We start from the raw sequence: 20,240 nt of genomic DNA, 5'->3' as shown, positions 1-20,240 counted from the left end.
CCGTAAGGTGAGGCCCGGTAAACGACCAGGCTGACCAGGTGGTTCGGATGAACGTCAAGGCGGACCGCGCGAGTGCCACGCGGGAAAGCATCCTCGTGACGGCGGAGCGGCTCTTCGCCGAGCACGGGGTGCACGCGGTGTCCAACCGGCACATCAGCGAGGCCGCGGGGCAGGGCAACAACGCCGCGGTGAACTACCACTTCGGCACGAAGGTCGACCTGGTCCGCGCGATCGTCCGCAAGCACTCCGAGCGGATCGAACGGCTGCGCGCCGGCCTCGTCGAGGCGATCGAGGGGGACGGCGACCTGCGCGACTGGGTGGCCTGCCTGGTCCGCCCGAGCACGACGTACCTGCGCGAGCTGGGCGCCCCGACGTGGTTCGCCCGCTTCAGCGCCCAGGTGATGACCGACCCGGCGCTGCGGGAGATCATCGCGGAGGAGTCGTTGTCGTCACCTGCGCTGTCCCGCGCGGTCGAGGGGCTCGACCGGTGTCTCGACGGACTCCCGGCGGATGTCCGGGCGGAGCGCGGCGACATGGCCCGCCAGCTGATGATCCACATGACGGCGGAGCGCGAGCGGGCGCTGGCCGAGGGCATGGCGACTCCGCGGGCGAGCTGGGACGAGGCGGGTTCCGGGCTGATCGACGCGATCACCGGCTTGCTGCTGGCTCCGGTGACCCCGGCTTCCTGAACCCGGGTTCGTCCGCGCGGATCAATCCCGCCGCCGCGGTTCGTCGGCGCGCACGAACGGCGCCGCCCTCAATCCTCCTAACGTCAGCCCGATGCGGACACTCTTGCGGGGCGGCCGGGTCGTGGACCCCGGGAGCGGCTTCGACGGCATCGCCGACGTCCTCCTGAACGACGACCGGGTCGAAGCCGTGGGCCCGGACCTCGAGGCGCCGGACGCCACCGTCGTCGACGTCACCGGGCTCGTGGTCGGGCCGGGCTTCGTCGACCTCCACAGCCATGTGCACTCCGTCGCCGGGCAGCGGCTGCAGGCCATGGACGGCGTCACCACCGCCCTCGACCTCGAAGCCGGGCTGATGCCCGTCGAGCGGGCCTACGCCGACGCCGCCGCGGCCGGGCGGCCGCTGCACTACGGCTTCTCCGCGTCCTGGGGCGCCGCCCGCGCCCAGGTCCTCGCGGACATCGCGCCCGACGCGAGCATCGCCAGCGGGCTGGCCGTGCTGGGAAACCCGCGGTGGCAACGCAGTTCCAGCAAGACCGAGCTCGCCGCGTGGCTCTCGCTGCTCGAAGCCGAGCTCGCGGACGGCGCCCTGGGCATCGGCATCCTCATGGGCTACGCGCCCGCGACCGAGCCGGGGGAGTTCCTCGCCGTCGCGCACCTCGCCGCGAAGGCCGGCGTGCCCACCTACACCCACGTCCGCGAGCTGGTCGAGGTCGACCCGGCCATCCCGGTCGACGGCTCGGTGGAGGTCGTCGCGGCCGCGGGGGACACCGGCGCCGCGATGCACCACTGCCACGTCAACAGCACGTCCGGGCAGCACATCGACCGTGTGCTCGCCACCCTCGAAACCGCCCGCGGCGAAGGCTCCCGCGTCACCGTCGAGGCCTACCCGTACGGCGCGGGCAGCACCGCGGTCGGCGCCGCGTTCATCGACCCGGAACGCCTGCGGATGAAGGGGCTCAAGCCGTCCAGCGTGGTCATCCTGGAGACCGGCGAGCGTGTCCGTGACGAAGCCCGTCTCCGCCAGCTGCGCCGGGAAGACCCTGGCGCGCCGTGCCTGCTGGAGTTCCTCGACGAAACCGATCCGCGCGAAAGGGGCCTGCTGCACCAGGCTCTCGCGTTCCCCGACGCCGTGGTCGCCAGCGACGCGATGCCGGTGTACTGGCCGGACGGCCGTTCCGAGAGCACCGAGTGGCCGCTGCCGCCGCGCGGCACCACGCACCCACGGACCGCGGGCACCTTCACCAAGACCCTGCGGCTGATGGTCCGCGAAACCGGCTCCTGGAGCTGGCTAGAAGCGTTCCGCCGCTGCTCCTCCCTGCCGTCCCGGATCCTCGACGACGTCGCGCCCGCGGCCCGCGGCAAGGGCCACCTCGGCGCGGGTGCCGACGCGGACATCGTCGTCCTCGACCCGGAGACGGTCACCGACACCGCCACCTACGCCGACTCGACGCGGCCCTCGGCCGGGGTCCGGCACCTGTTCGTCGCGGGCGTTCCCGTTGTGAGCGAAGGAAAACTCGACACCGAGGCGCTGCCCGGCCGGCCGTTGCGAGGAGAGCCGCGGTGATCGACGACATCGAGACGCTCGTCCGCTGCGAATCGCCGTCGGACGACCACGAAGCCGTCGCGCGCAGTGCCGAGGTGGTCGCCGGGGTCGGCCGTCGTCTGCTGGGCGCCGAACCCGACTTCATCGTCACCGACGGCTGCACCCACCTGCGCTGGCGGTTCGGCGAAGGCCCGCCGCGGGTCCTGCTGCTCGGCCACCACGACACCGTGTGGCCGCTGGGTTCCCTGCGCACTCACCCGTTCGACGTCCGTGACGGCGTCCTGCGCGGACCCGGCTGCTTCGACATGAAAGCCGGGGTGGTGATGGCCCTGCACGCCGTCGCGGCGCTGCCCGACCGCGCCGGCGTGTCGATCCTGGTCACCGGGGACGAGGAGATCGGCTCACCGCTGTCCCGCCCGCTCATCGAGGAGGAGGCGCGAAGCTGCGACGCGGTCTTCGTGCTCGAAGCCTCGGCCGACGGCGGTGCGCTGAAGACACGCCGCAAAGGGGTTTCCCGGTACTGGATCGAGGTCGACGGCCGCGCCGCGCACGCCGGTCTCGAGCCGGAAAAGGGGATCAACGCCGGGATCGAGGTCGCCCACCAGCTCCTCGCGGTGGCCGCGCTCGCCGACCCCGGCCGCGGGACCACCGTCGTGCCGACCGCGCTGACGGCCGGGACGACGACCAACACCGTCCCGGCCGCCGCCAGCGTCGCCGTCGACGCGAGGGTGTGGGACACCGCCGAACAGGACCGCGTCGACCGCGCCGTGCGGAGTCTCGAACCGGTGCTGGCCGGCGCGCGGATCCGCATCACCGGCGGCATCAACCGGCCGCCCCTGGACGGGAAGGCGTCGGGAGACCTGTTCAAGCTCGCGCAGGAGCTCGCCGGCGAGCCGCTCACCGAGGCGGCCGTCGGCGGCGCGTCGGACGGCAACTTCACGGCGGGGCTGGGGATTCCGACGCTCGACGGCCTCGGCGCGGTCGGCGGCGGAGCCCACGCCGACCACGAGCACGTCCTCGTCGCGGAGCTGCCCCGGCGTACCGCGTTGCTCACCGCGCTCACCAAAACCGTGCTGGCGCAGCGGAGTTCGTCCGCGCCGACGAACGCGCCGGGTGAATCCGGTGCGGGACAACGGTGACCCGGCCCGGCAGTCCGGAAAGGATGGTGGGCGTGACAGACGTCGTGACGAACACAGCCCCGCTCCTGCGGGACGAGGCGGCCGCCGCGGCGGCCACCGCCGCCACGGCCTCGGGGGTCCAGGTCCGGACCCTGGCCGAGGTCGCCGACCTGACCGCCGTGACCCGGCTCTTCGAGTCGATCTGGCGCCCCGCGCCGGGAAACCAGCCCGTGACGTCCGAACTGCTGCGGGCCATGGTCTCGGCCGGCAACTACGTCTCCGGCGCCTTCGACGGGCCCGAACTGCTCGGCGCGTGTTTCGGGTTCTTCGGCGGGCCGGCCAAAGGGGGACTGCACAGCCACATCGCCGGGGTCGCGACGGCCGGGCACGGCCGCGGCATCGGCTTCGCGCTCAAGCTGCACCAGCGCGCGTGGGCGCTGCACCAGGACGTCCCGGTCATCTCGTGGACGTTCGACCCGCTGGTGCGGCGCAACGCCCACTTCAACCTGACCAAGCTGGCCGCGCGGCCCGAGCAGTACCTGCCCGACTTCTACGGCCCCATGCACGACGGCATCAACGGCGCGGGCGACACCGACCGGCTGATGGCCGTCTGGGACCTGGCCGGCCCGCCGGTGCGGGCGGCGGCGCGGGCCGAGCCGGTCCGGCTCGACGCCGTGACGCTGAAGAACCAGGGGGCCGCGGTCGCGCTCGCGGCGGGCCCCGACGGCGGTCCGGTCACCGGTCCCGCCGACGCGCCGGTCGTGCTCGTCGCCGTGCCGCCGGACATCGAAGCGCTGCGGCGGGCCGACCCGGAGCGCGGCCGCGCGTGGCGGGTGGCGCTGCGGGAGGTGCTGGGCGGCCTGATGGCCGGCGGCGCCGGGGTAACCGGGTTCGACCGTGCCGGCTGGTACGTGGTCACGAGGGAGGCGTCGTGAAACTCACCGGTGTCGAGGTCCGCCGGGTGCGGATGCCGCTCGTGGCGCCGTTCCGGACGTCGTTCGGCACGCAGGCCGAGCGTGAGCTGCTGCTCCTGCGTGCGGTGACGTCCGAAGGCGAGGGCTGGGGCGAGTGCGGCGCGATGGTCGACCCGCTGTACTCCTCGGAGTACGTCGACGGTGTCGAGCACGTGCTGCGGACCTTCCTCGTCCCCGCGCTGCTGGCGGCCGGCGACCTCACCGCGAACAAGGTCGCGCCGCTGCTCGCGAAGTTCAAGGGCCACCGGATGGCGAAGGCGGCCCTCGAGATGGCGGTGCTCGACGCGGAGCTGCGGGCGCACGGCGTCTCCTTCGCCACCGCGCTCGGGTCCACAAAGGACTCCGTGCCGTGCGGGGTGTCGGTCGGCATCATGGACACGATCCCGAAGCTGCTCGACGTCGTCGGCGGCTACCTCGACGCCGGGTACGTCCGGATCAAGCTGAAGATCGAACCCGGCTGGGACGTCGAGCCGGTGCGCGCGGTCCGTGAGCGCTTCGGCGACGGCATTCTGCTGCAGGTCGACGCGAACACCGCGTACACGCTGTCGGACGTGCCGCAGCTGCAGCGGCTCGACCCCTTCGAGCTGCTGCTGATCGAGCAGCCGCTCGAGGAGGAGGACGTGCTCGGCCACGCCGTGCTGGCCAAGCACATCCGGACGCCGATCTGCCTGGACGAGTCGATCGTCTCGGCCCGCTCGGCCGCCGACGCGATCAAGCTCGGCGCCTGCCGGATCGTCAACATCAAGCCGAGCCGGGTCGGCGGGTACCTCGAAGCGCGGCGGGTGCACGACGTCTGCGCCGCGCACGGCGTCCCGGTGTGGTGCGGCGGGATGATCGAAACCGGCCTGGGCCGCGCGGCCAACGTCGCGCTCGCCTCGCTGCCGGGGTTCACCCTGCCCGGCGACACGTCGGCGTCCGACCGGTTCTACACCGAGGACATCACCGAACCGTTCGTGCTCGAAGGCGGCCGGCTGCCGGTGCCGTCCGGGCCGGGCCTCGGCGTCACCCCGATCCCGGAGCGGCTCGCCGCCGTGACCACCGCCCAGTCCTGGCTCGCGTCATGACCACAGTGGACGCGGTGACCGCCCGGGTCCGGGCGTACGCGCTCCGGGCCGCGGTGGCCGCGTCGAAGGTCAGGATCCGGCTCGCGGTCGGGGGTGCGGCGGTGCGCGCCGCGCCGTCGTTGCGGTTCCGGTCGCGCCGCCGGCGGTGATTCGTCCGCCGGGATGAAAGTTTCCCCGGGTCTCGTCGGTTTCGACGAATCGGCGGCCCCGGTCCCCGTCCTAGCATCCCGGCATCGCCGGTTCCCCCATCGTCGGACGAGAGGCAACCATGTCGAAACTCACCGAACTCGCCGCCTGGCTCGAAAGCCGGCTCCCCGCCCTGCTGGCCGAGCACCACGTGCCCGGCGCATCCGTCGCCGTCTACGCCGGCGGTGAGGTCATCGACCACGCGGCCGGCGTGCTCAACAAGGGCACCGGCGTCGAGGCCGACGTGGACTCGCTCTTCCAGATCGGCTCCATCACGAAGGTCTGGACGACGACGCTGGCGATGCAGCTCGTCGACGAAGGCGCGCTGGACCTCGACGAACCGGTCCGCAAGTACCTGCCGGAGTTCGTCCTGGCCGACGCGGACGCCGTCGCCCGGATCACCGTGCGGCAGCTGATGTGCCACACGTCCGGCTTCGAAGGCGACATCTTCACCGACACCGGCCGCGGCGCCGACTGCGTCGAGAAGTACGTCGCCACGCTGGGCGACGTGCCCCAGCTTTTCCCGCCGGGGGAGATGTTCTCCTACAACAACGCCGCGTTCTGCGTGCTCGGCCGGGTGATCGAGGTCCTGCGCGGCAAGAGCTACAACGACTGCCTGGCCGAGCACCTGTTCACCCCGCTCGGCCTGACGCACGCCGCGGCGAGCCCGTACGAGGCCATCCGGTTCCGCGCCGCGCTCGGGCACCTCACGCCGAAGCCCGGCGCCGAGCCCGAACCCGCCGGCATGTGGGCGCTGGCGCCGTCCAACGCCCCGGCCGGCTCGATGCTCGCGATGCGCCCGCGTGACCTCGTGACCTTCGCCGGCATGCACCTCAAGGACGGCGAAGGCCCGGACGGGACCCGTGTGCTCAGCGCGGAAAGCGCCCGCGCCATGCGGGAACGCCGGGTGGAGCTGCCCGACCTCGGCCTGATGGGTGACGCGTGGGGCCTCGGCTGGTCGCTGTTCGACTGGCCGGGCGGCGCGGTCGTCGGCCACGACGGCGGCACGATCGGCCAGTCGGCGTTCCTGCGGGTCGCGCCGGAGCACCACGTCGCCGTCGCGCTGCTGACCAACGGCGGCAGCCCGGTCGCCGTCTACACCGAAGTCGTCGGCCACCTGCTGAAGGAGCTCACCGGCATCACGCTCGCCGTGCCGCCGGTGCCCGACCCGGCCGCGCCGCGCATCGACGCCACGCGCTACGTCGGCGACTACGCGTCGTCCGTCGCGGACATCAAGGTCAGCCAGGACGACGACGGCCGGATCTGGGTCGAGCGGATCCCGAAGGGGATCTTCGCGGAGCTGGCCGGTCCGGAGAAGACCGAGCTGGTCGCCATGAACGGCGACACGCTGATCCTGGCCGAGCCGATGCAGGGCATGTACCTGCCGCACGCGTTCGTCGGCGACGACGGCGCCGGGCACGCGCTGTACCTGCACACCGGCCGGGCCGACCGGCGGGTGAGCGCATGAGCGCTGTCGAAGCGGAGATCGCGGGGGTCTTCACCGCCGCGGGCGCGCGGGGTTTCCTGCACGCGCGGGAGATCGGCGGCGGCCCGGAGGTGGCGCTCGGTGCGGACGACCCGGTCGTGCTCGCGTCGGTGTTCAAGATCCCGGTCGCCGTCGCCTACGCCCGTGAAGTCGTCGCCGGGCGGCTGGACGAGACCGGGCGGACGCGGGTCGGGAAGCGTTACCGCATCGGCGGGATCGGCACCGCGGGCTGCGCCGACGACGTCGAAACGAGCTGGCGCGACCTCGCCCTGTTCATGCTGACGATGAGCGACAACGCCGCCACCGACGTCGTGTTCCACCGCGTGGGCCAGGAAGCCGTCGACCGGGTGCTCGCGGACCTGGACCTGCGCCGCACCCGCCTGATCGGCTGCTGCGAAGACCTGTTCGCCTCGGTGCTGGCCGACCTCGGCGCCGGCGAAGACGACGATCTCGACGCCGTGTTCGCCGGTGCGACCCCCGAGCAGACGTGGAAGCTCGCGGTGCTCGACCCCGAGCGCACGTCGGCGTCCACGCCCCGGGAGATCACCACCCTGCTCGACGCCCTCTGGACCGACCGCGCTGCGGAACCCGCGGCGTGCGAACGGGTGCGGTCGATGCTGGCGCGCCAGATCTGGCCGCACCGGATCTCCAGCGGCTTCCCCTCCGACGTCACGATCGCGGCCAAGACCGGCACCCTGCCGGCGGTCCGCAACGAAGCCGGGGTGGTGTCCTTTCCGGACGGACGCCGGTTCGCCGTCGCCGTCTTCACCCGCGCGGACTCCCTCGCCGAGCGGCAGCCCGCCGTCGACGCCGCGATCGGCGAGGTCGCCCGCCTCGCCGTGGCCCACCTGCGGAAGGAAACCCCATGACCAAGACGAGGACCGCGGTGGTCCTGCTCGGGGTGCTCGCCCTGGGCGCGACCGCCTGCGGGGGATCGGGCGGCGCCGCTGCCGGCGACGGGACCCCGGTCGACGGCAAGACGTTCAGCCTCGGCGTCGGCTCCGACCCCGGCAGCCTCGACCCGCACATGACCGTGCTGTCGGTGGCCATCCAGGTCGACCGGTTCCTCTACGACACACTGCTGAACCTCGACGACAGTGGCAAGCCGATCGCCGGGCTGGCCGCGAAGTGGGAGGCGTCGACCACGACCGCGTCCTTCACCCTGCGCCAAGGCCTCACCTGCGCGGACGGCAGCCCGCTGACCGCGGCCGACGTCGCCGCCAACATCAACTTCATCGGCGATCCGGCGAACAAGTCGCCGATCGCCGGCCTGTACATCGCCCCGGGCACCAAGGCGACCGCGGACGCGGCCGGCACGATCAGCGTGACCAGCGGGAAGCCGGACGCGTTCCTGGCCCGCAACGTCGGCGGCGTGCCGATCGCCTGCGCGAAGGGGCTCGCGGACCGCAAGCTGCTCGCCAAGGGTGACGCCGGCACCGGGATGTTCACCGTCACCGAGTCCGTGCCCAACGACCACTACACCTTCACCCGCCGCAAGGACTACACCTGGGGACCCGGCGACTGGAAGGCCGAGACCGGCCTGCCGGACAAGGTCACCATCCGCGTCATCCCCAACACCACGACCGCCACCAACCTGCTGCTGTCCGGCGAGCTGAACGCGGCCCAGATCAACGGCCAGGACCGGCAGCGGCTGGAGGCGCGCAAGCTCTTCCACGCCGACTTCACCGCGCCGATGGGCGAGGTGTTCTACAACCAGGCGACCGGGCGCCCCGGGCAGGACGAAGCCGTCCGCAAGGCACTTACCCAGGCGCTCGACCTGCCGCAGCTGGGCAAGGTGCTGACCGCCGGCGCCGGCAAGCCGTCGCAGGGCATGATCACGAACGAGCCGGAGGTGTGTCCCGGCGACACCGTCACCGGCAACCTGCCGGCCCACGACCCGGCCGCGGCGGCGTCCGCACTGGACGCCGCCGGCTGGAAGAAGGGCGCGGACGGCGTGCGCGCGAAGGACGGCAAGAAGCTTTCGCTCACCGTCCTCTACGGCACCCAGCTCGGCCCGACGATGGCGCCGACCGCGGAGCTGGTCCAGCAGCAGTGGAAGTCGCTCGGCGCCGACGTGACGCTCAAGGCGGTCGACAGCCCCGGCCTCAGCCAGGTCCTGTTCGGCACCGGCGAGTGGGAGGTCTCCCTCGGCCCGGTCGGGTTCTCACTGCCGAGCCAGCTGGTGCCGTTCGTCTCCGGCCCGGCCGCGCCCGACGGCACGAACTTCGCCCACATCGGCAATCCCGGGTACGACCAGGGGGCGCAGCAGGCGGCGACGAAGCCCGGCGACGCCAGCTGCGCGGACTGGAACGCGGCGGAGACCGCGCTGATCAAGCGGGTGGACGCCGTGCCGTACTTCGACTCGGTCGTGCCGACCTACGCCAGTGGCGCGAAGTTCACGCTCAGCCAGGGCAGCCTGACGCCGTCCTCGATCCGGATGCTGGCCAAATGACCACGGCGGCGGCGCCCGCCGGCCTGCGGGGCAGCCCGTGGCCGGCGTTCGCCGCGCGACGGCTCGCCCGGTTCGCCGTCTCGCTGTGGGCGCTGCTCACCGCGGCGTTCCTGATGATCCACCTCGTTCCCGGTGACCCGGTGCGGGCCGCGCTCGGCCTCACCGCGCCGGCCGAGCTGGTGGCGGCCAAGCGGGCGGAGCTCGGCCTGGACGACCCGTTGTGGGTGCAGTACGGGCACTACGTGCGCAACCTGCTCGCCGGGGACTTCGGGACGTCGATGGCGAGCGGGCAGCCGGTGGCGCAGGTGATCGGCGACCGGCTGCCGTCGACGCTGCAGCTGGCGGTCCTGGCCTTCGCGGTCGTGGTCGTCGTCGCGATCCCCGTCGGCGTCGTCTTCGCGGTGCTGACCCGCGGCGGCCGTCGCCGGGGCGCGGAGCTGGGCTTCACGTCGGTGAGCGTGTTCCTCGCCGCCGTCCCGGAGTTCCTGGTCGCGGTCGGGCTGGTGGCGCTGCTCGCCGTCGGCCTCGGCTGGTTCCCGGTGGCGGGCAGCGACGACGTGAGCGCGTACGTCCTGCCGGTGGCGGCCCTGGCGGTCGGGCCGGCGGCGGTGCTCGCGCGGATGGTCCGGGTGGAGCTGCTTTCGGTGCTGGGCGCCGACTTCGTCCGCACCGCGCGGGCGAAGCGGCTGCCCGCGCGGCTGGTGTACGTCCGGCACGCGCTGCCGAACGCGCTGACCGCGACGCTCACCCTGGGCGGGCTGATGCTGACCGGGATGGTGGCGGGCACGGTGCTCGTGGAGAACGTGTTCGCCTGGCCCGGCCTCGGCTCGACGATCGTCGCTTCGATCCTGCAGAAGGACTACCCGCTGGTGCAGGGGATCGTGCTCGTCTACGGCGTCGGTGTGCTGCTGGTGAACCTGCTGGTCGACGTCGTGCTCGGGCTGCTCGACCCGCGCTCGGCCATTCGGGAGGCGTGAGATGGCGCGACGCGGTTCGGTCTGGGTGGCGGCCGTGCGCACGCCGGTCGGCGCGTGCTCGGCGGTCCTGCTGGCGGGGGTCGTCCTGCTCGCGGTGCTGGCCCCGTTGCTGTGGGGTGACGCCGCCGCGGCGATCGACACGGACGCGATCGGCCAGGGCCCGTCCGGGGCGCACTGGTTCGGCACCGACTCCCTCGGCCGTGACCTGTTCTTCCGCACCCTGGTCGCGACCCGGCTTTCGGTCGGGCTCGCGGTGCTGGCCACCGCGATCGGTGTCGCCGCCGGCGTGATCCTCGGGACGCTGCCTTCGGTGCTGCCGCGCTGGGCGGGCCGGCTGCTCACCGCGGCGGTCAACGTCGCGGTCGCGTTCCCGGGGCTGCTGCTGGCGCTGTTCCTCGCGGTGATCTTCGGGGTCGGCACGCACGGCGCGGTGCTGGCGATCGCGTTCGCGGTGGCGCCGGCGTTCGCCCGGCTCGTGCAGACGCTGTCCGCGTCGGTGGCCGGGCGGGACTACATCGCCGCGGCCCGGGTGTCCGGCGTCGGCCGGATCCGGCTGCTGGCCCGGCACGTGCTGCCCAACATCGGCGAGCCGCTCGTCGTGAACGCGACCATCGGGGCCGGTTCGGCGCTGCTGGCGTTCGCCGGACTGTCGTTCCTCGGCATCGGCGTGCAGGCGCCGGACTACGACTGGGGACGGCTGCTGCGCGAGGGCCTGGACGGGATCTACCTCAATCCGGTGGCCGCGCTCGCGCCCTGCGGGGCGGTGGTGCTGGCCGGGCTGGCGTTCAACCTGGTCGGGGAGACAGTGGCCGGCGTCGTCGGCGTCCGGACGCGCGCGTCGCGGCGGGCGGCGGGCCCCTTGCCGGTCCCGCGGCCCGCGGTCGCCGCCGAGGTCCCGGCCGACGCCGTGCTCGTCGTCGAGAACCTGCAGGTGGCGTTCCCGCGCGCGGACGGGTGGACCGTGCCGGTGCGCGGGGTCAGCTTCAGCGTCCGCGCCGGGGAGGCGATCGGCGTGGTCGGCGAGTCCGGCTCGGGCAAGAGCCTGACCGCGCTGGCGGTGTCGCGCCTGATCGAAGCGCCCGGTGTGGTGACCGCCGACCGGCTGGAGTTCGCCGGGACCCCGGTGGACCGGACGTCGGACCGTGAGCTCGGCACGTCACTGGCGATGGTGTTCCAGGACCCGATGACGTCGTTCAACCCGGCCCGCCGCGTCGGCGGGCAGCTGGCCGAGGTGTCCGAACAGCACCACGGCCTCTCCCGGCGGGCGGCGTTCGCCCGGGCGGTCGACCGGCTGGCCGCGGTCCGCGTCCCGGCCGCGCGACGCCGGGCGCGGCAGTACCCGCACGAGTTCTCCGGCGGCATGCGGCAGCGGGCGATGATCGGCATGGGCCTGATGGGGGAGCCGAAGCTGATCGTCGCCGACGAGCCGACGACGGCGCTCGACGTCACCGTGCAGCGCCAGGTGCTGCGCCTGCTGGCCCGCACCCGCGAGACCGAGGGCGCGGCGATCCTGCTCATCAGCCACGACATCGCGGTCGTTTCCCAGACGTGCGAACGGATGCTGGTGATGTACGCCGGGCGGGTCGTGGAGGACCTGCCGACCGGGAGCCCGGCGCAGCACCCGTACACACGTGCGCTGCTGGCGACCACAGTGGACCTCGGCACCGACCGCGACGAGCCGCTGGCCGTGATCCCCGGCCGCCCGCCGGAACCGGACCAGGTGCCGGACGGCTGCGCGTTCGCCACCCGCTGCCCGCTGGCGTCGGACCGCTGCCGCGTCGAAGATCCGGTGCTGGAGCCGGCCGCGGACGGCCACCGCGTCGCGTGCTGGCACCCGCAGGTGAGCGTCCTTTCCGGACAGTCACGGGAGGAAGGTGCCGCATGAGCGCCCTGGAGTTCGACGCGGTGAGCGTCCGCTACGGCAAGCTGACCGCCGTCGACGGCGTCCGCCTGACCGTCCCTTCCGGACAGGTCGTCGGCCTGGTCGGCGAGTCCGGCTCGGGCAAGTCGACGCTCGCCCGGGCCGCGGTCGGGCTCGCGCCGGTCAGCGCGGGCCAGGTGCTTCTCGACGGCGTCGACGTGCGGCGGCTGCCCCGCCGTCGTCCGCTGCAGATGGTGTTCCAGGACCCGTATTCCTCCCTGGACCCGCGGATGGCGATCGGCGAATCGATCGCCGAGGCGATGCCCCGCGGCCCCGGGCGGAAAGCCGAGGTGGCCCGGCTGCTGGACCTGGTCCAGCTCGACCCGGACCGCGCGGCGATGCTGCCTGGGCAGCTCTCCGGCGGGCAACGCCAGCGCGTCGCGCTCGCCCGGGCGCTGGCCGGGCAGCCGAAGGTGCTGATCGCCGACGAGATCACCTCGGCGCTCGACGTTTCGGTGCAGGGCGCGGTGCTCAACCTCGTCCGGGACGTGCAGCGGCGGCTGTCGCTGTCGATGCTGTTCATCTCCCACAACCTCGCGGTGGTGCGGTACGTCAGCGACATCGTCGCCGTGATGTACCTCGGCCGGATCGTCGAAGCCGGGCCCGCCGAACAAGTGCTGACCGACCCGCAGCACCCGTACACGCGGGACCTGCTCGCCGCCGCACCCTCGGCGCACCGCAACCTGCTCGCCGACACCGACGATCCGCTCGCCGACACCGAGCCCGCCGACCCGCACCACCCGCCGCCCGGCTGCCGCTACCACCCGCGGTGCCCGATCGGCCCGCTCGTGCACACCGAACGGACGCTCTGCACCCATGCCGACCCGGCCGCCGACGCCGCCCACCGGCCGCACCGCGCAGCCTGCCACTTCGCCGCGTGAGACCGTTATCCCCCAAGGAGATCCGCATGACCCGACGCCTGGGCACCGACGACCTGCACACCCTCGCGCTCCCCGAACAGCCCGCGATTTCGCCCGACGGCACCCGGATCGTGTACGTGCTGCGCACCGCGGACCGCGACGCCGACCAGGTCACCCGCTCGCTCTGGCAGGTGGACACCGCCGGCGGCGAGGCCCGGCGGCTCACTCGCGGCACCGGCGACGTGGCGCCCGTCTGGTCGCCGGACGGCACGCGGATCGCGTTCGTGCGGGCCCAGGACGGCCCGGCGCAGCTGTGGCTGCTGCCCGCCGACGGCGGTGAGCCCGAGCAGGTCACCAAGCTCCCGCTCGGCGCGGGCACCCCGGTCTGGCGTCCGGACGGCGCCGAGATCGCCTTCAGCGCCCCGGTCGACCTCGTCGCGGAGGAGGGCGACGACGCCGCCGCCCGGGCGCGCCGCGCGGCCGCCCCGGTGGTCGCCGACCGGCTCGACTTCAAGGCCGACGGCGCCGGCCTGCTGCGGACGTTCCGCAAGCACGTCCACGTTCTCGACGTCGCGACCGGCGAGGTCCGGCAGGTCACGTCGGGGGACTGGCACGCGGGCGACCCGGCGTGGTCGCCGGACGGCGCGCGGCTGGCGTTCCCGGCCGGCCCGGACGCCGACGCCGACCTGACCTTCCGGTCCGGCGCCTACGTCCTCGACCCCGGCGACACCGCTTCGGAGCCGCGGCCGGCAGGCTCCGGCGCTGGCATGTGCGGCGGGGTCTCCTGGACGGCCGACGGCGCCGCGCTGCTCGTCATCGGCCGGGCCGACACCGCGCCCGGCCACCTCGGGTTGCTGCGGGTGCCGCTCGACGGCGGGGAAACCACCAACCTCGCCGCGCCGCTCGACCGCAACGTGATGCCGGGTGGCTCGGGCTACCCGGGCGCGCTGCCGCAGCTCACCGGCGACGGCTCGACCGTGCTGTTCTGCGCCCGCGACCGCGGCTGCACCCACCTCTACGCGGTCGACGTCGCGGGTGGCGAGCCGCGGCGGCTCGTCGGCGGCGCCGGGAACACCGTGGACGGGCTGACCGTCGCCGGGACCACCGCGGTGATCGTGCTGACAACGCCGTCGTCGCTCGGCGAGGTCGTGACGGTCGACCTGCCCGGGGGAGAGCTCGAGGTGCGCACCGCGCACGGCGATTCCGAGATCGAGCTGTTCCCCCGCGAGGAGCGGGAGTTCACCATCTCCGACGGCACGGTGGTGCACGGCTGGCTGCTGCGCGACCCCGCCCGCACCGGCCCGCTGCCGCTGCTGCTCGACATCCACGGCGGCCCGCACAACGCGTGGAACGGCAGCGCCGACGCGGTGCACGTCTACCACCAGGAGCTCGTCACGCGCGGCTGGGCGGTGCTGCTGCTCAACCCGCGCGGCAGCGACGGGTACGGCGAAGCGTTCTACACCGCCGCCGTCGGCTCGTGGGGCTTGGCCGACGCGAAGGACTTCCTGGAGCCGCTGGACCAGCTCGTCACCGAAGGGGTGGCGGACGCGCGCCGGCTCGCCGTGTCCGGCTACAGCTACGGCGGCTTCATGACGTGCTACCTGACCAGCCGGGACGACCGGTTCGCCGCGGCGGTCGCCGGCGGGGTGGTCAGCGACGCGGTCAGCATGGCCGGCACGTCCGACAGCGGGCACTACCTCGGCGTCGCGGAGCTGGGCGGCACGCCGGCTGAGTACCAGGCGCACTACGCGGCGCTTTCCCCGCTGGCCCAGGTGGAAAAGGTGCGCACGCCGACGCTGGTCGTGCACGGCGCCGACGACGACCGGTGCCCGGCCGGGCAGGCCGAGCAGTGGTTCACCGCGCTGCGCGAGCAGGGGGTGCCGGCCCGGCTGGTGCTCTACCCGGGCGCGTCGCACCTGTTCATCCTCGACGGCCGGCCGTCGCACCGCGTCGACTTCAACCGCCGGGTCGTCGACTGGGTCGAGCAGCACACGGGGGAGCCGGGCCGGGCGGCCCGCGTGCCGCTCGACGCCGCGCACTGGCGGCGGCGCCTGGCCGCGCTCGCGCGCAAACACCGCGTTCCCGGTGCGGCGCTGGGCATCCTGCGCGGGGGCGACGAGGTCGTCGCGAGCAGCGGGGTGCTGAACAAGGCCACCGGCGTCGAGGTCACCGACGACTCGGTGTTCCAGATCGGCTCGATCAGCAAGGTGTGGACGACGACCGTCGCGATGCAGCTCGTCGACGAAGGACTGCTGCGGCTGGACGCGCCGATCACCGACGTCCTGCCGGAGCTGCGGCTGGCCGACCCCGATGTCACGAAGCAGGTGACCCTGCGGCACCTGCTGACCCACACCAGCGGCATCGACGGTGACGTCTTCACCGACACCGGCCGCGGCGACGACTGCGTCGAGAAGTACGTCGCGCTGCTCGACCAGGCCGCGCAGACGCACCCGCTCGGCGCGACGCTGTCCTACTGCAACTCCGGGTTCATCCTCGTCGGCCGGGTCATCGAGAAGCTGACCGGCAAGACGTGGGACGCGGCGTTGCGCGAGCGGCTGTTCACCCCGCTCGGCCTGACCCGCACCGGCACCCTGCCGGAGGAGGCGCTGCTCTTCCGCGCGGCGATGGGGCACGTGGCGGCCGGGGAAGGCGAGCCGCAGCCCGCGCCGGCGTGGAGCCTGCCGCGCTCGGCGGGCCCGGCCGGGCTGATCACGGCGTCCCCGGCGGACGTGCTGGCGTTCGCCCGCCTGCACCTGACCGGCGGCCTCGGCCCGGACGGTACCCGGGTGCTCTCCGCGGACTCGGCCCGGATGATGACCGAGGAACAGTTCGAAATGCCGGACAAGGACACGCTCGGCGACTCGTGGGGCCTCGGCTGGATCCGCTTCGACTGGGACGGCCACCGCGTGTACGGCCACGACGGCAACACGATCGGCCAGGCGGCGTTCCTGCGGGTCCTGCCGGGCCAGGACCTCGCCGTCACCCTGCTCACCAACGGCGGCAGCGGCCACGACCTGTACGAAGAGCTGTACCGCGAGATCTTCGCCGAGCTCGCGGGGGTAGCGATGCCCCGCCCGATCGAGCCCGCGGCCCAGCCGCCGTCGGTCGACGCGTCCCGCTTCTTCGGGACCTACGAGCGCGCGTCGATCCGGATCGAGGTCTTCGCCGGCGAGTCCGGGATCCGCATGCGCCAGACGGTGACCGGCCCGATCGCGGAGCTGATGCCGGAGGCGACGACCGAGGAGGAGCTGGTCCCGGTGGGTCCCGCGCAGTTCGTGTACAGCCCGGCCGGCATGCGGGGCTGGGTGTCGGCGACGTTCTACACCCTGCCGACGGGCGAGCAGTACCTGCACACGGGCGTCCGGGCCACGCCGAAGGTCAAGGAGTGACCACGAGCCGCTGGTCGCCGGTCTCCTTCCAGGCGGTCTCGACCTCGGCCAGCGGCACCGTGCGCGCGTCGACCCGGAAGCCGGCGAGCTCGGTGACGAGGTGGCCCAGCTCGGCGACGATGTCGCGGGCCGGGACCGAACCCTGGCCGCTGCCGACGAGCTGCAGCCGCGCCGCCCGCAGCGCGGCCGAGGGGAGCTCGATGGCCGGCCCGGCCACCGAGCCGATCTCGACCCAGGTCAGCGGGCGGCCGCGGTCGGCGCGGTGCGTGACGATCGTGCGCAGCGCTTCGGTCGTCGGCGCTCCCCAGACGTAGTCGAGGACAACGTCGACGTCCGCGGCCTGACCAAGGTCGTCGAAAGTGACGGCCAGGTCGGCAGGGAGCGCGGCGAGGCGCTGCGGGTCGCGGCCGGCCGCGATGACCCGGCCGGCGCCGAGGCGCTTGGCGACCTGGAGGGCGAGCCGGCCGGCGTTGCCGGTGGCGCCGAGCACGAGGACGTCCTGCCCGGCGGTGAACTCGATCCGCCGGCGCAGGGCGACCCACGCCGACATCGCGGGGTTCATGCCCGCGGCGACGAGCACCGGGTCGGCGTCGTCCGGCAGGACGACACTGCGCCGCAGGTCGACGACGGTCCGCTCGGCCATCGCGCCCATCGTGGTGTCCGGCAGGACGAAGTACCGCAGCGTGCCGTCGGGGGCGCGGCCGACACCGTCGATGCCGGGGACGAGCGGGAGCTCACCGCGGCCGGTGTAGTGCGAGCCGTCGGCCTGGGAGCGGACCCGCGGGTGCAGGCCCGCGGCGAGGACGTCGACCACCACTTCGTCCGGGGTCCGCGGGGTCGGCTCGGGGAGGTCCCGGCAGGACGGCGGGGTGCCGAACGCGGTCACGACAGCTGCGCGCATGGTGACTCCTTTAGTTGGTATTACCCACTACATTAGCTGGCAGTACCAACTAGTTCAAGGTAGCCTGACACCATGACCGAACCCGACGACGTCCTGGACGGCCTGGTCCAGGTGTCCTTCCGGGTGATGGCGCTGCTGAGCCAGGCGGCGGCCGCGCACGACTTCTCGCTGACACAGCTGCGGGTGCTGGCGATCCTGCGCGACCGCACGCCGAAGATGGCGGAGCTCGCGGACTACCTCGGGCTCGACCGGTCGTCGGTGAGCGGGCTGATCGACCGCGCGGTCCGCCGCGGCCTGGTCGAGCGCCACGCGAGCCGCGACGACGGCCGCTCGGTGCGTGTCGGCCTGACGGCGGAGGGGCACCGGCTGGCCGCCGTTGTCGCGGCCGAGGTGGCGGAGCTGATGACCCCCCTCACCGGCGACCTCAACACAGCGGAGCGTGGCCGTCTCGGCGTGTTGCTGGGCCGGCTGCTCGCATGAGCCGGGTCACGTCGGGGAACACCGGCGGGAGTGAGGCGTTGTAGAGGGTGTCGGTACGGCGGAGTCCCCGGGCCTCACCCACTGCCTTCACGGAAAACCAGTCCGGCTGGAGCCGTGTAGCGCCAATCGCCGCGAGGCGACCCCCGTACCGACCTCGAACTCCCGCTTCCGCTCGCAGGTATCCCCCCAGCCTTCGCCGAGCGGAAGCGGGACTTTTGTCCTCAGTGGACGGTGTCGCTCAGTGCTTCGGCGCGGTGGCCGCCGTGCCGGGGGAGCGGCGGATCAGCCAGGTGCCCGCGAAGGCCAGGAGCCCCACGCAACCGGCGACCACGAACGCCGCTCGCAGGCCCGAAGCGTCCGGGCTGCCCGCCGCGGCGTCCGAGCTCCCCAGCGTCGCCACACTGACGAACATCGCCGTGCCGAGCGCGCCCGCGACCTGCTGGAGCGTTGCCAGGATCGCGCTGCCGTGGGAGTACAGGTGGTCCGGCAGCACCCCGAGAGACTCGGTGAACAGCGGCGTCATCATCAACCCGAGCCCGGCCATCAGCAGCACGTGGATCCCGATCACCGCGATCAGCGGCGAGCCCGCCCCGAGCGTCGTGAACAGCCACAGCGCCGCCGCCACGGCCCCCGCCCCGGGAATCACCAGCGGACGCGCGCCGACCTTGTCGAACAGTGCGCCGACCGGGCGGCCCAGCAGGCCGAGCACCAGCCCGCCCGGCAGCACCGCCAGGCCGCTGACGAACGTGCTCGTATGCAGCACCGTCTGCAGGTACAGCGGCAGCAGGATCGCCGCCGCGCCGATCAGGCAGACGAACAGCAGCGCCGTCAGCACCAGCGCCACCACAAAACTTCGGTGCGTGAACGGCCGCAGGTCCAGCAGGGCCCGGTCACGGCGCTGCAGCCGCAGCTGCCGCCAGGTGAACACGACCAGCGCGACCACCCCGGCCACGATCGACACCCACGCCGGCACCGGCGGCTGGACCCCCTGCTCACCGGTCGACGACAGCCCGTACAGCACCCCGCCGAACCCGATCGCGGACAACAGCACCGACGGCACGTCCAGCGGCACCCGCCGTGGCTCGCTGTCCAGCTTCAGCTGCAGCGCCCCGGTCACCAGCGCCGCCACCGACAGCGGCAGCACGATCCAGAACATCCAGCGCCAGCCCAGCGACGACAGCACCGCCCCGCCGATGGTCGGCCCGATCGCGGGCGCCACCGCGATGACGATCGTGATCGTGCCCATCGTCGCGCCACGCCGCTCCGGCGGCACCAGCCGCATCACCGTCGTCATCAGCAGCGGCAGCATCACCGCCGTGCCGCACGCCTGCACGACGCGCCCGGCCATCAGCATCCCGAAACCGGGCGCGAGCGCACACAGCAGCGTGCCGAGGCTGAACGCCGAGAGCGAGAAGAGGAAGACCTGCCGCGGCGTGAACCGCTCGAGCAGGAACCCGGTCGTCGGGATGACCACCGCCATCGTCAGCAGGAACCCGCTGGTCAGCCACTGCACGGTCGTGGTCGGCACCCGCAGGTCGACGGTCAGGTCGCGCAACGCGACACTCAGGATCGTCTCGTTGAGGATCATCACGAACGCGGACAGCACGAGGACGCCGATGAGCAGCCCCGCTCGAGCCGGCGGGGGCCGCAGTTCGGAGGGTTCGGTGGACACGGTTTCGGTCATCGAGGTGGGAGCTCTCCTGGTCGGCCGCGAAGGCGTGCTGTCTCTTGCAGTCTGCCCGTTTCGGCACCCCGGTGTCACGGCGGTTTCCCCCGTGCGGCCGGTCACACCGCAACCTGGAGGAGGGGGACCCCTCGCGCGCGCCCGCGAACGCGTCCGATATGCTTCCGCCAGTACGAAGTTCCGCAGCGCGCGATTAGCTCAGCGGGAGAGCGCTTCCCTGACACGGAAGAGGTCACTGGTTCAATCCCAGTATCGCGCACCACGAGCCCACCCCCTGGGACCTCGTGGAAGTTCGTACGACGGGCGATTAGCTCAGGGGGAGAGCGCTTCGTTCACACCGAAGAGGTCACTGGTTCGATCCCAGTATCGCCCACTCGATGCGCGGTTGCCCTTGTTCGCGGAATGCGCGAACAGGGGCTTTCTCGTTCTGTGTCCTGGGGGGGGGGGGGGGGGAAACCCCCCCCCCCCCGGGGGGGGAAAACACCCACACCAGAGGGGGGGGGGGGGGGGGGCGAG

General features: G+C 73.2%; 16 protein-coding genes and 2 tRNA genes. 16 read left to right on the top strand and 2 right to left on the bottom strand.

Annotation, left to right across the window (positions count from 1 at the left end):
• Positions 1-47 precede the first annotated feature (47 nt).
• The 13 genes from ACZ63E_RS17970 to ACZ63E_RS17910 all read left to right on the top strand — a co-directional run bounded on the left by ACZ63E_RS17970 (position 48) and on the right by ACZ63E_RS17910 (position 16,659).
• Complete coding sequence (locus ACZ63E_RS17970) at positions 48-689, top strand: TetR/AcrR family transcriptional regulator (protein WP_465305737.1); 642 nt, start codon at positions 48-50, stop codon at positions 687-689.
• A gap of 91 nt (positions 690-780) precedes the next feature.
• Positions 781-2,253, top strand: coding sequence for an amidohydrolase family protein (locus tag ACZ63E_RS17965; RefSeq protein ID WP_465337130.1), 1,473 nt, complete (start codon positions 781-783; stop codon positions 2,251-2,253).
• Entirely contained in the window at positions 2,250-3,371 is a 1,122-nt protein-coding gene (locus tag ACZ63E_RS17960; RefSeq protein ID WP_465337129.1) for a M20 family metallopeptidase, read from the top strand. Before ACZ63E_RS17965 ends, ACZ63E_RS17960 begins: the two co-directional genes overlap by 4 nt.
• Positions 3,372-3,394: 23 nt before the next feature.
• Positions 3,395-4,285, top strand: a complete 891-nt coding sequence (locus tag ACZ63E_RS17955) for a GNAT family N-acetyltransferase (RefSeq protein ID WP_465337128.1) — start codon at positions 3,395-3,397, stop codon at positions 4,283-4,285.
• Entirely contained in the window at positions 4,282-5,388 is a 1,107-nt protein-coding gene (gene menC, locus ACZ63E_RS17950) for an o-succinylbenzoate synthase (protein WP_465337126.1), read from the top strand. Before ACZ63E_RS17955 ends, menC begins: the two co-directional genes overlap by 4 nt.
• Entirely contained in the window at positions 5,385-5,537 is a 153-nt protein-coding gene (locus tag ACZ63E_RS17945; protein ID WP_465305729.1) for a hypothetical protein, read from the top strand. Before menC ends, ACZ63E_RS17945 begins: the two co-directional genes overlap by 4 nt.
• Before the next feature lie 119 nt (positions 5,538-5,656).
• Positions 5,657-7,042, top strand: coding sequence for a serine hydrolase domain-containing protein (locus tag ACZ63E_RS17940; RefSeq protein WP_465337124.1), 1,386 nt, complete (start codon positions 5,657-5,659; stop codon positions 7,040-7,042).
• On the top strand, positions 7,039-7,929 hold the full coding sequence (locus ACZ63E_RS17935; RefSeq protein WP_465337123.1) for a serine hydrolase: 891 nt from the start codon (positions 7,039-7,041) through the stop codon (positions 7,927-7,929). Before ACZ63E_RS17940 ends, ACZ63E_RS17935 begins: the two co-directional genes overlap by 4 nt.
• Positions 7,926-9,512, top strand: a complete 1,587-nt coding sequence (locus ACZ63E_RS17930) for an ABC transporter substrate-binding protein (protein WP_465337122.1) — start codon at positions 7,926-7,928, stop codon at positions 9,510-9,512. Before ACZ63E_RS17935 ends, ACZ63E_RS17930 begins: the two co-directional genes overlap by 4 nt.
• Positions 9,509-10,489: an ABC transporter permease gene (locus ACZ63E_RS17925; protein WP_465337121.1), complete on the top strand. Its 981-nt coding sequence runs from the start codon at positions 9,509-9,511 to the stop codon at positions 10,487-10,489. Before ACZ63E_RS17930 ends, ACZ63E_RS17925 begins: the two co-directional genes overlap by 4 nt.
• 1 nt (position 10,490) lies before the next feature.
• The gene (locus ACZ63E_RS17920) at positions 10,491-12,374 is read left to right on the top strand and encodes a dipeptide/oligopeptide/nickel ABC transporter permease/ATP-binding protein (RefSeq protein WP_465337120.1); all 1,884 of its coding nucleotides are present in this window, start codon (positions 10,491-10,493) and stop codon (positions 12,372-12,374) included.
• Complete coding sequence (locus ACZ63E_RS17915; RefSeq protein ID WP_465337118.1) at positions 12,371-13,291, top strand: ABC transporter ATP-binding protein; 921 nt, start codon at positions 12,371-12,373, stop codon at positions 13,289-13,291. Before ACZ63E_RS17920 ends, ACZ63E_RS17915 begins: the two co-directional genes overlap by 4 nt.
• A 26-nt stretch (positions 13,292-13,317) precedes the next feature.
• The gene (locus tag ACZ63E_RS17910; protein ID WP_465337116.1) at positions 13,318-16,659 is read left to right on the top strand and encodes a serine hydrolase; all 3,342 of its coding nucleotides are present in this window, start codon (positions 13,318-13,320) and stop codon (positions 16,657-16,659) included.
• Here ACZ63E_RS17910 and ACZ63E_RS17905 read toward each other — a convergent pair.
• A complete protein-coding gene (locus tag ACZ63E_RS17905) occupies positions 16,649-17,560 on the bottom strand; it encodes a quinone oxidoreductase family protein (RefSeq protein WP_465337114.1) in 912 nt (303 codons plus the stop codon). The two genes, ACZ63E_RS17910 and ACZ63E_RS17905, sit on opposite strands and share 11 nt — an antisense overlap.
• Positions 17,561-17,632: 72 nt before the next feature.
• Here ACZ63E_RS17905 and ACZ63E_RS17900 point away from each other — a divergent pair, with 72 nt between their 5' ends.
• Positions 17,633-18,040, top strand: a complete 408-nt coding sequence (locus ACZ63E_RS17900) for a MarR family winged helix-turn-helix transcriptional regulator (RefSeq protein WP_465337112.1) — start codon at positions 17,633-17,635, stop codon at positions 18,038-18,040.
• A 238-nt stretch (positions 18,041-18,278) separates the two neighbouring features.
• Here the strand turns inward: ACZ63E_RS17900 and ACZ63E_RS17895 are convergent, their stop codons facing one another.
• Positions 18,279-19,724, bottom strand: coding sequence for a DHA2 family efflux MFS transporter permease subunit (locus ACZ63E_RS17895; protein ID WP_465337110.1), 1,446 nt, complete (start codon positions 19,722-19,724; stop codon positions 18,279-18,281).
• A 187-nt stretch (positions 19,725-19,911) separates the two neighbouring features.
• Between ACZ63E_RS17895 and ACZ63E_RS17890 the strand changes: the two genes are divergently transcribed.
• A tRNA-Val gene (locus tag ACZ63E_RS17890) sits at positions 19,912-19,986 on the top strand.
• Between the two features lie 39 nt (positions 19,987-20,025).
• A tRNA-Val gene (locus ACZ63E_RS17885) sits at positions 20,026-20,097 on the top strand.
• Positions 20,098-20,240: the final 143 nt, after the last annotated feature.

The organism is Amycolatopsis sp. NPDC104819 (assembly GCF_055583145.1).
This window is presented reverse-complemented; position numbering and strand designations above follow the sequence as displayed.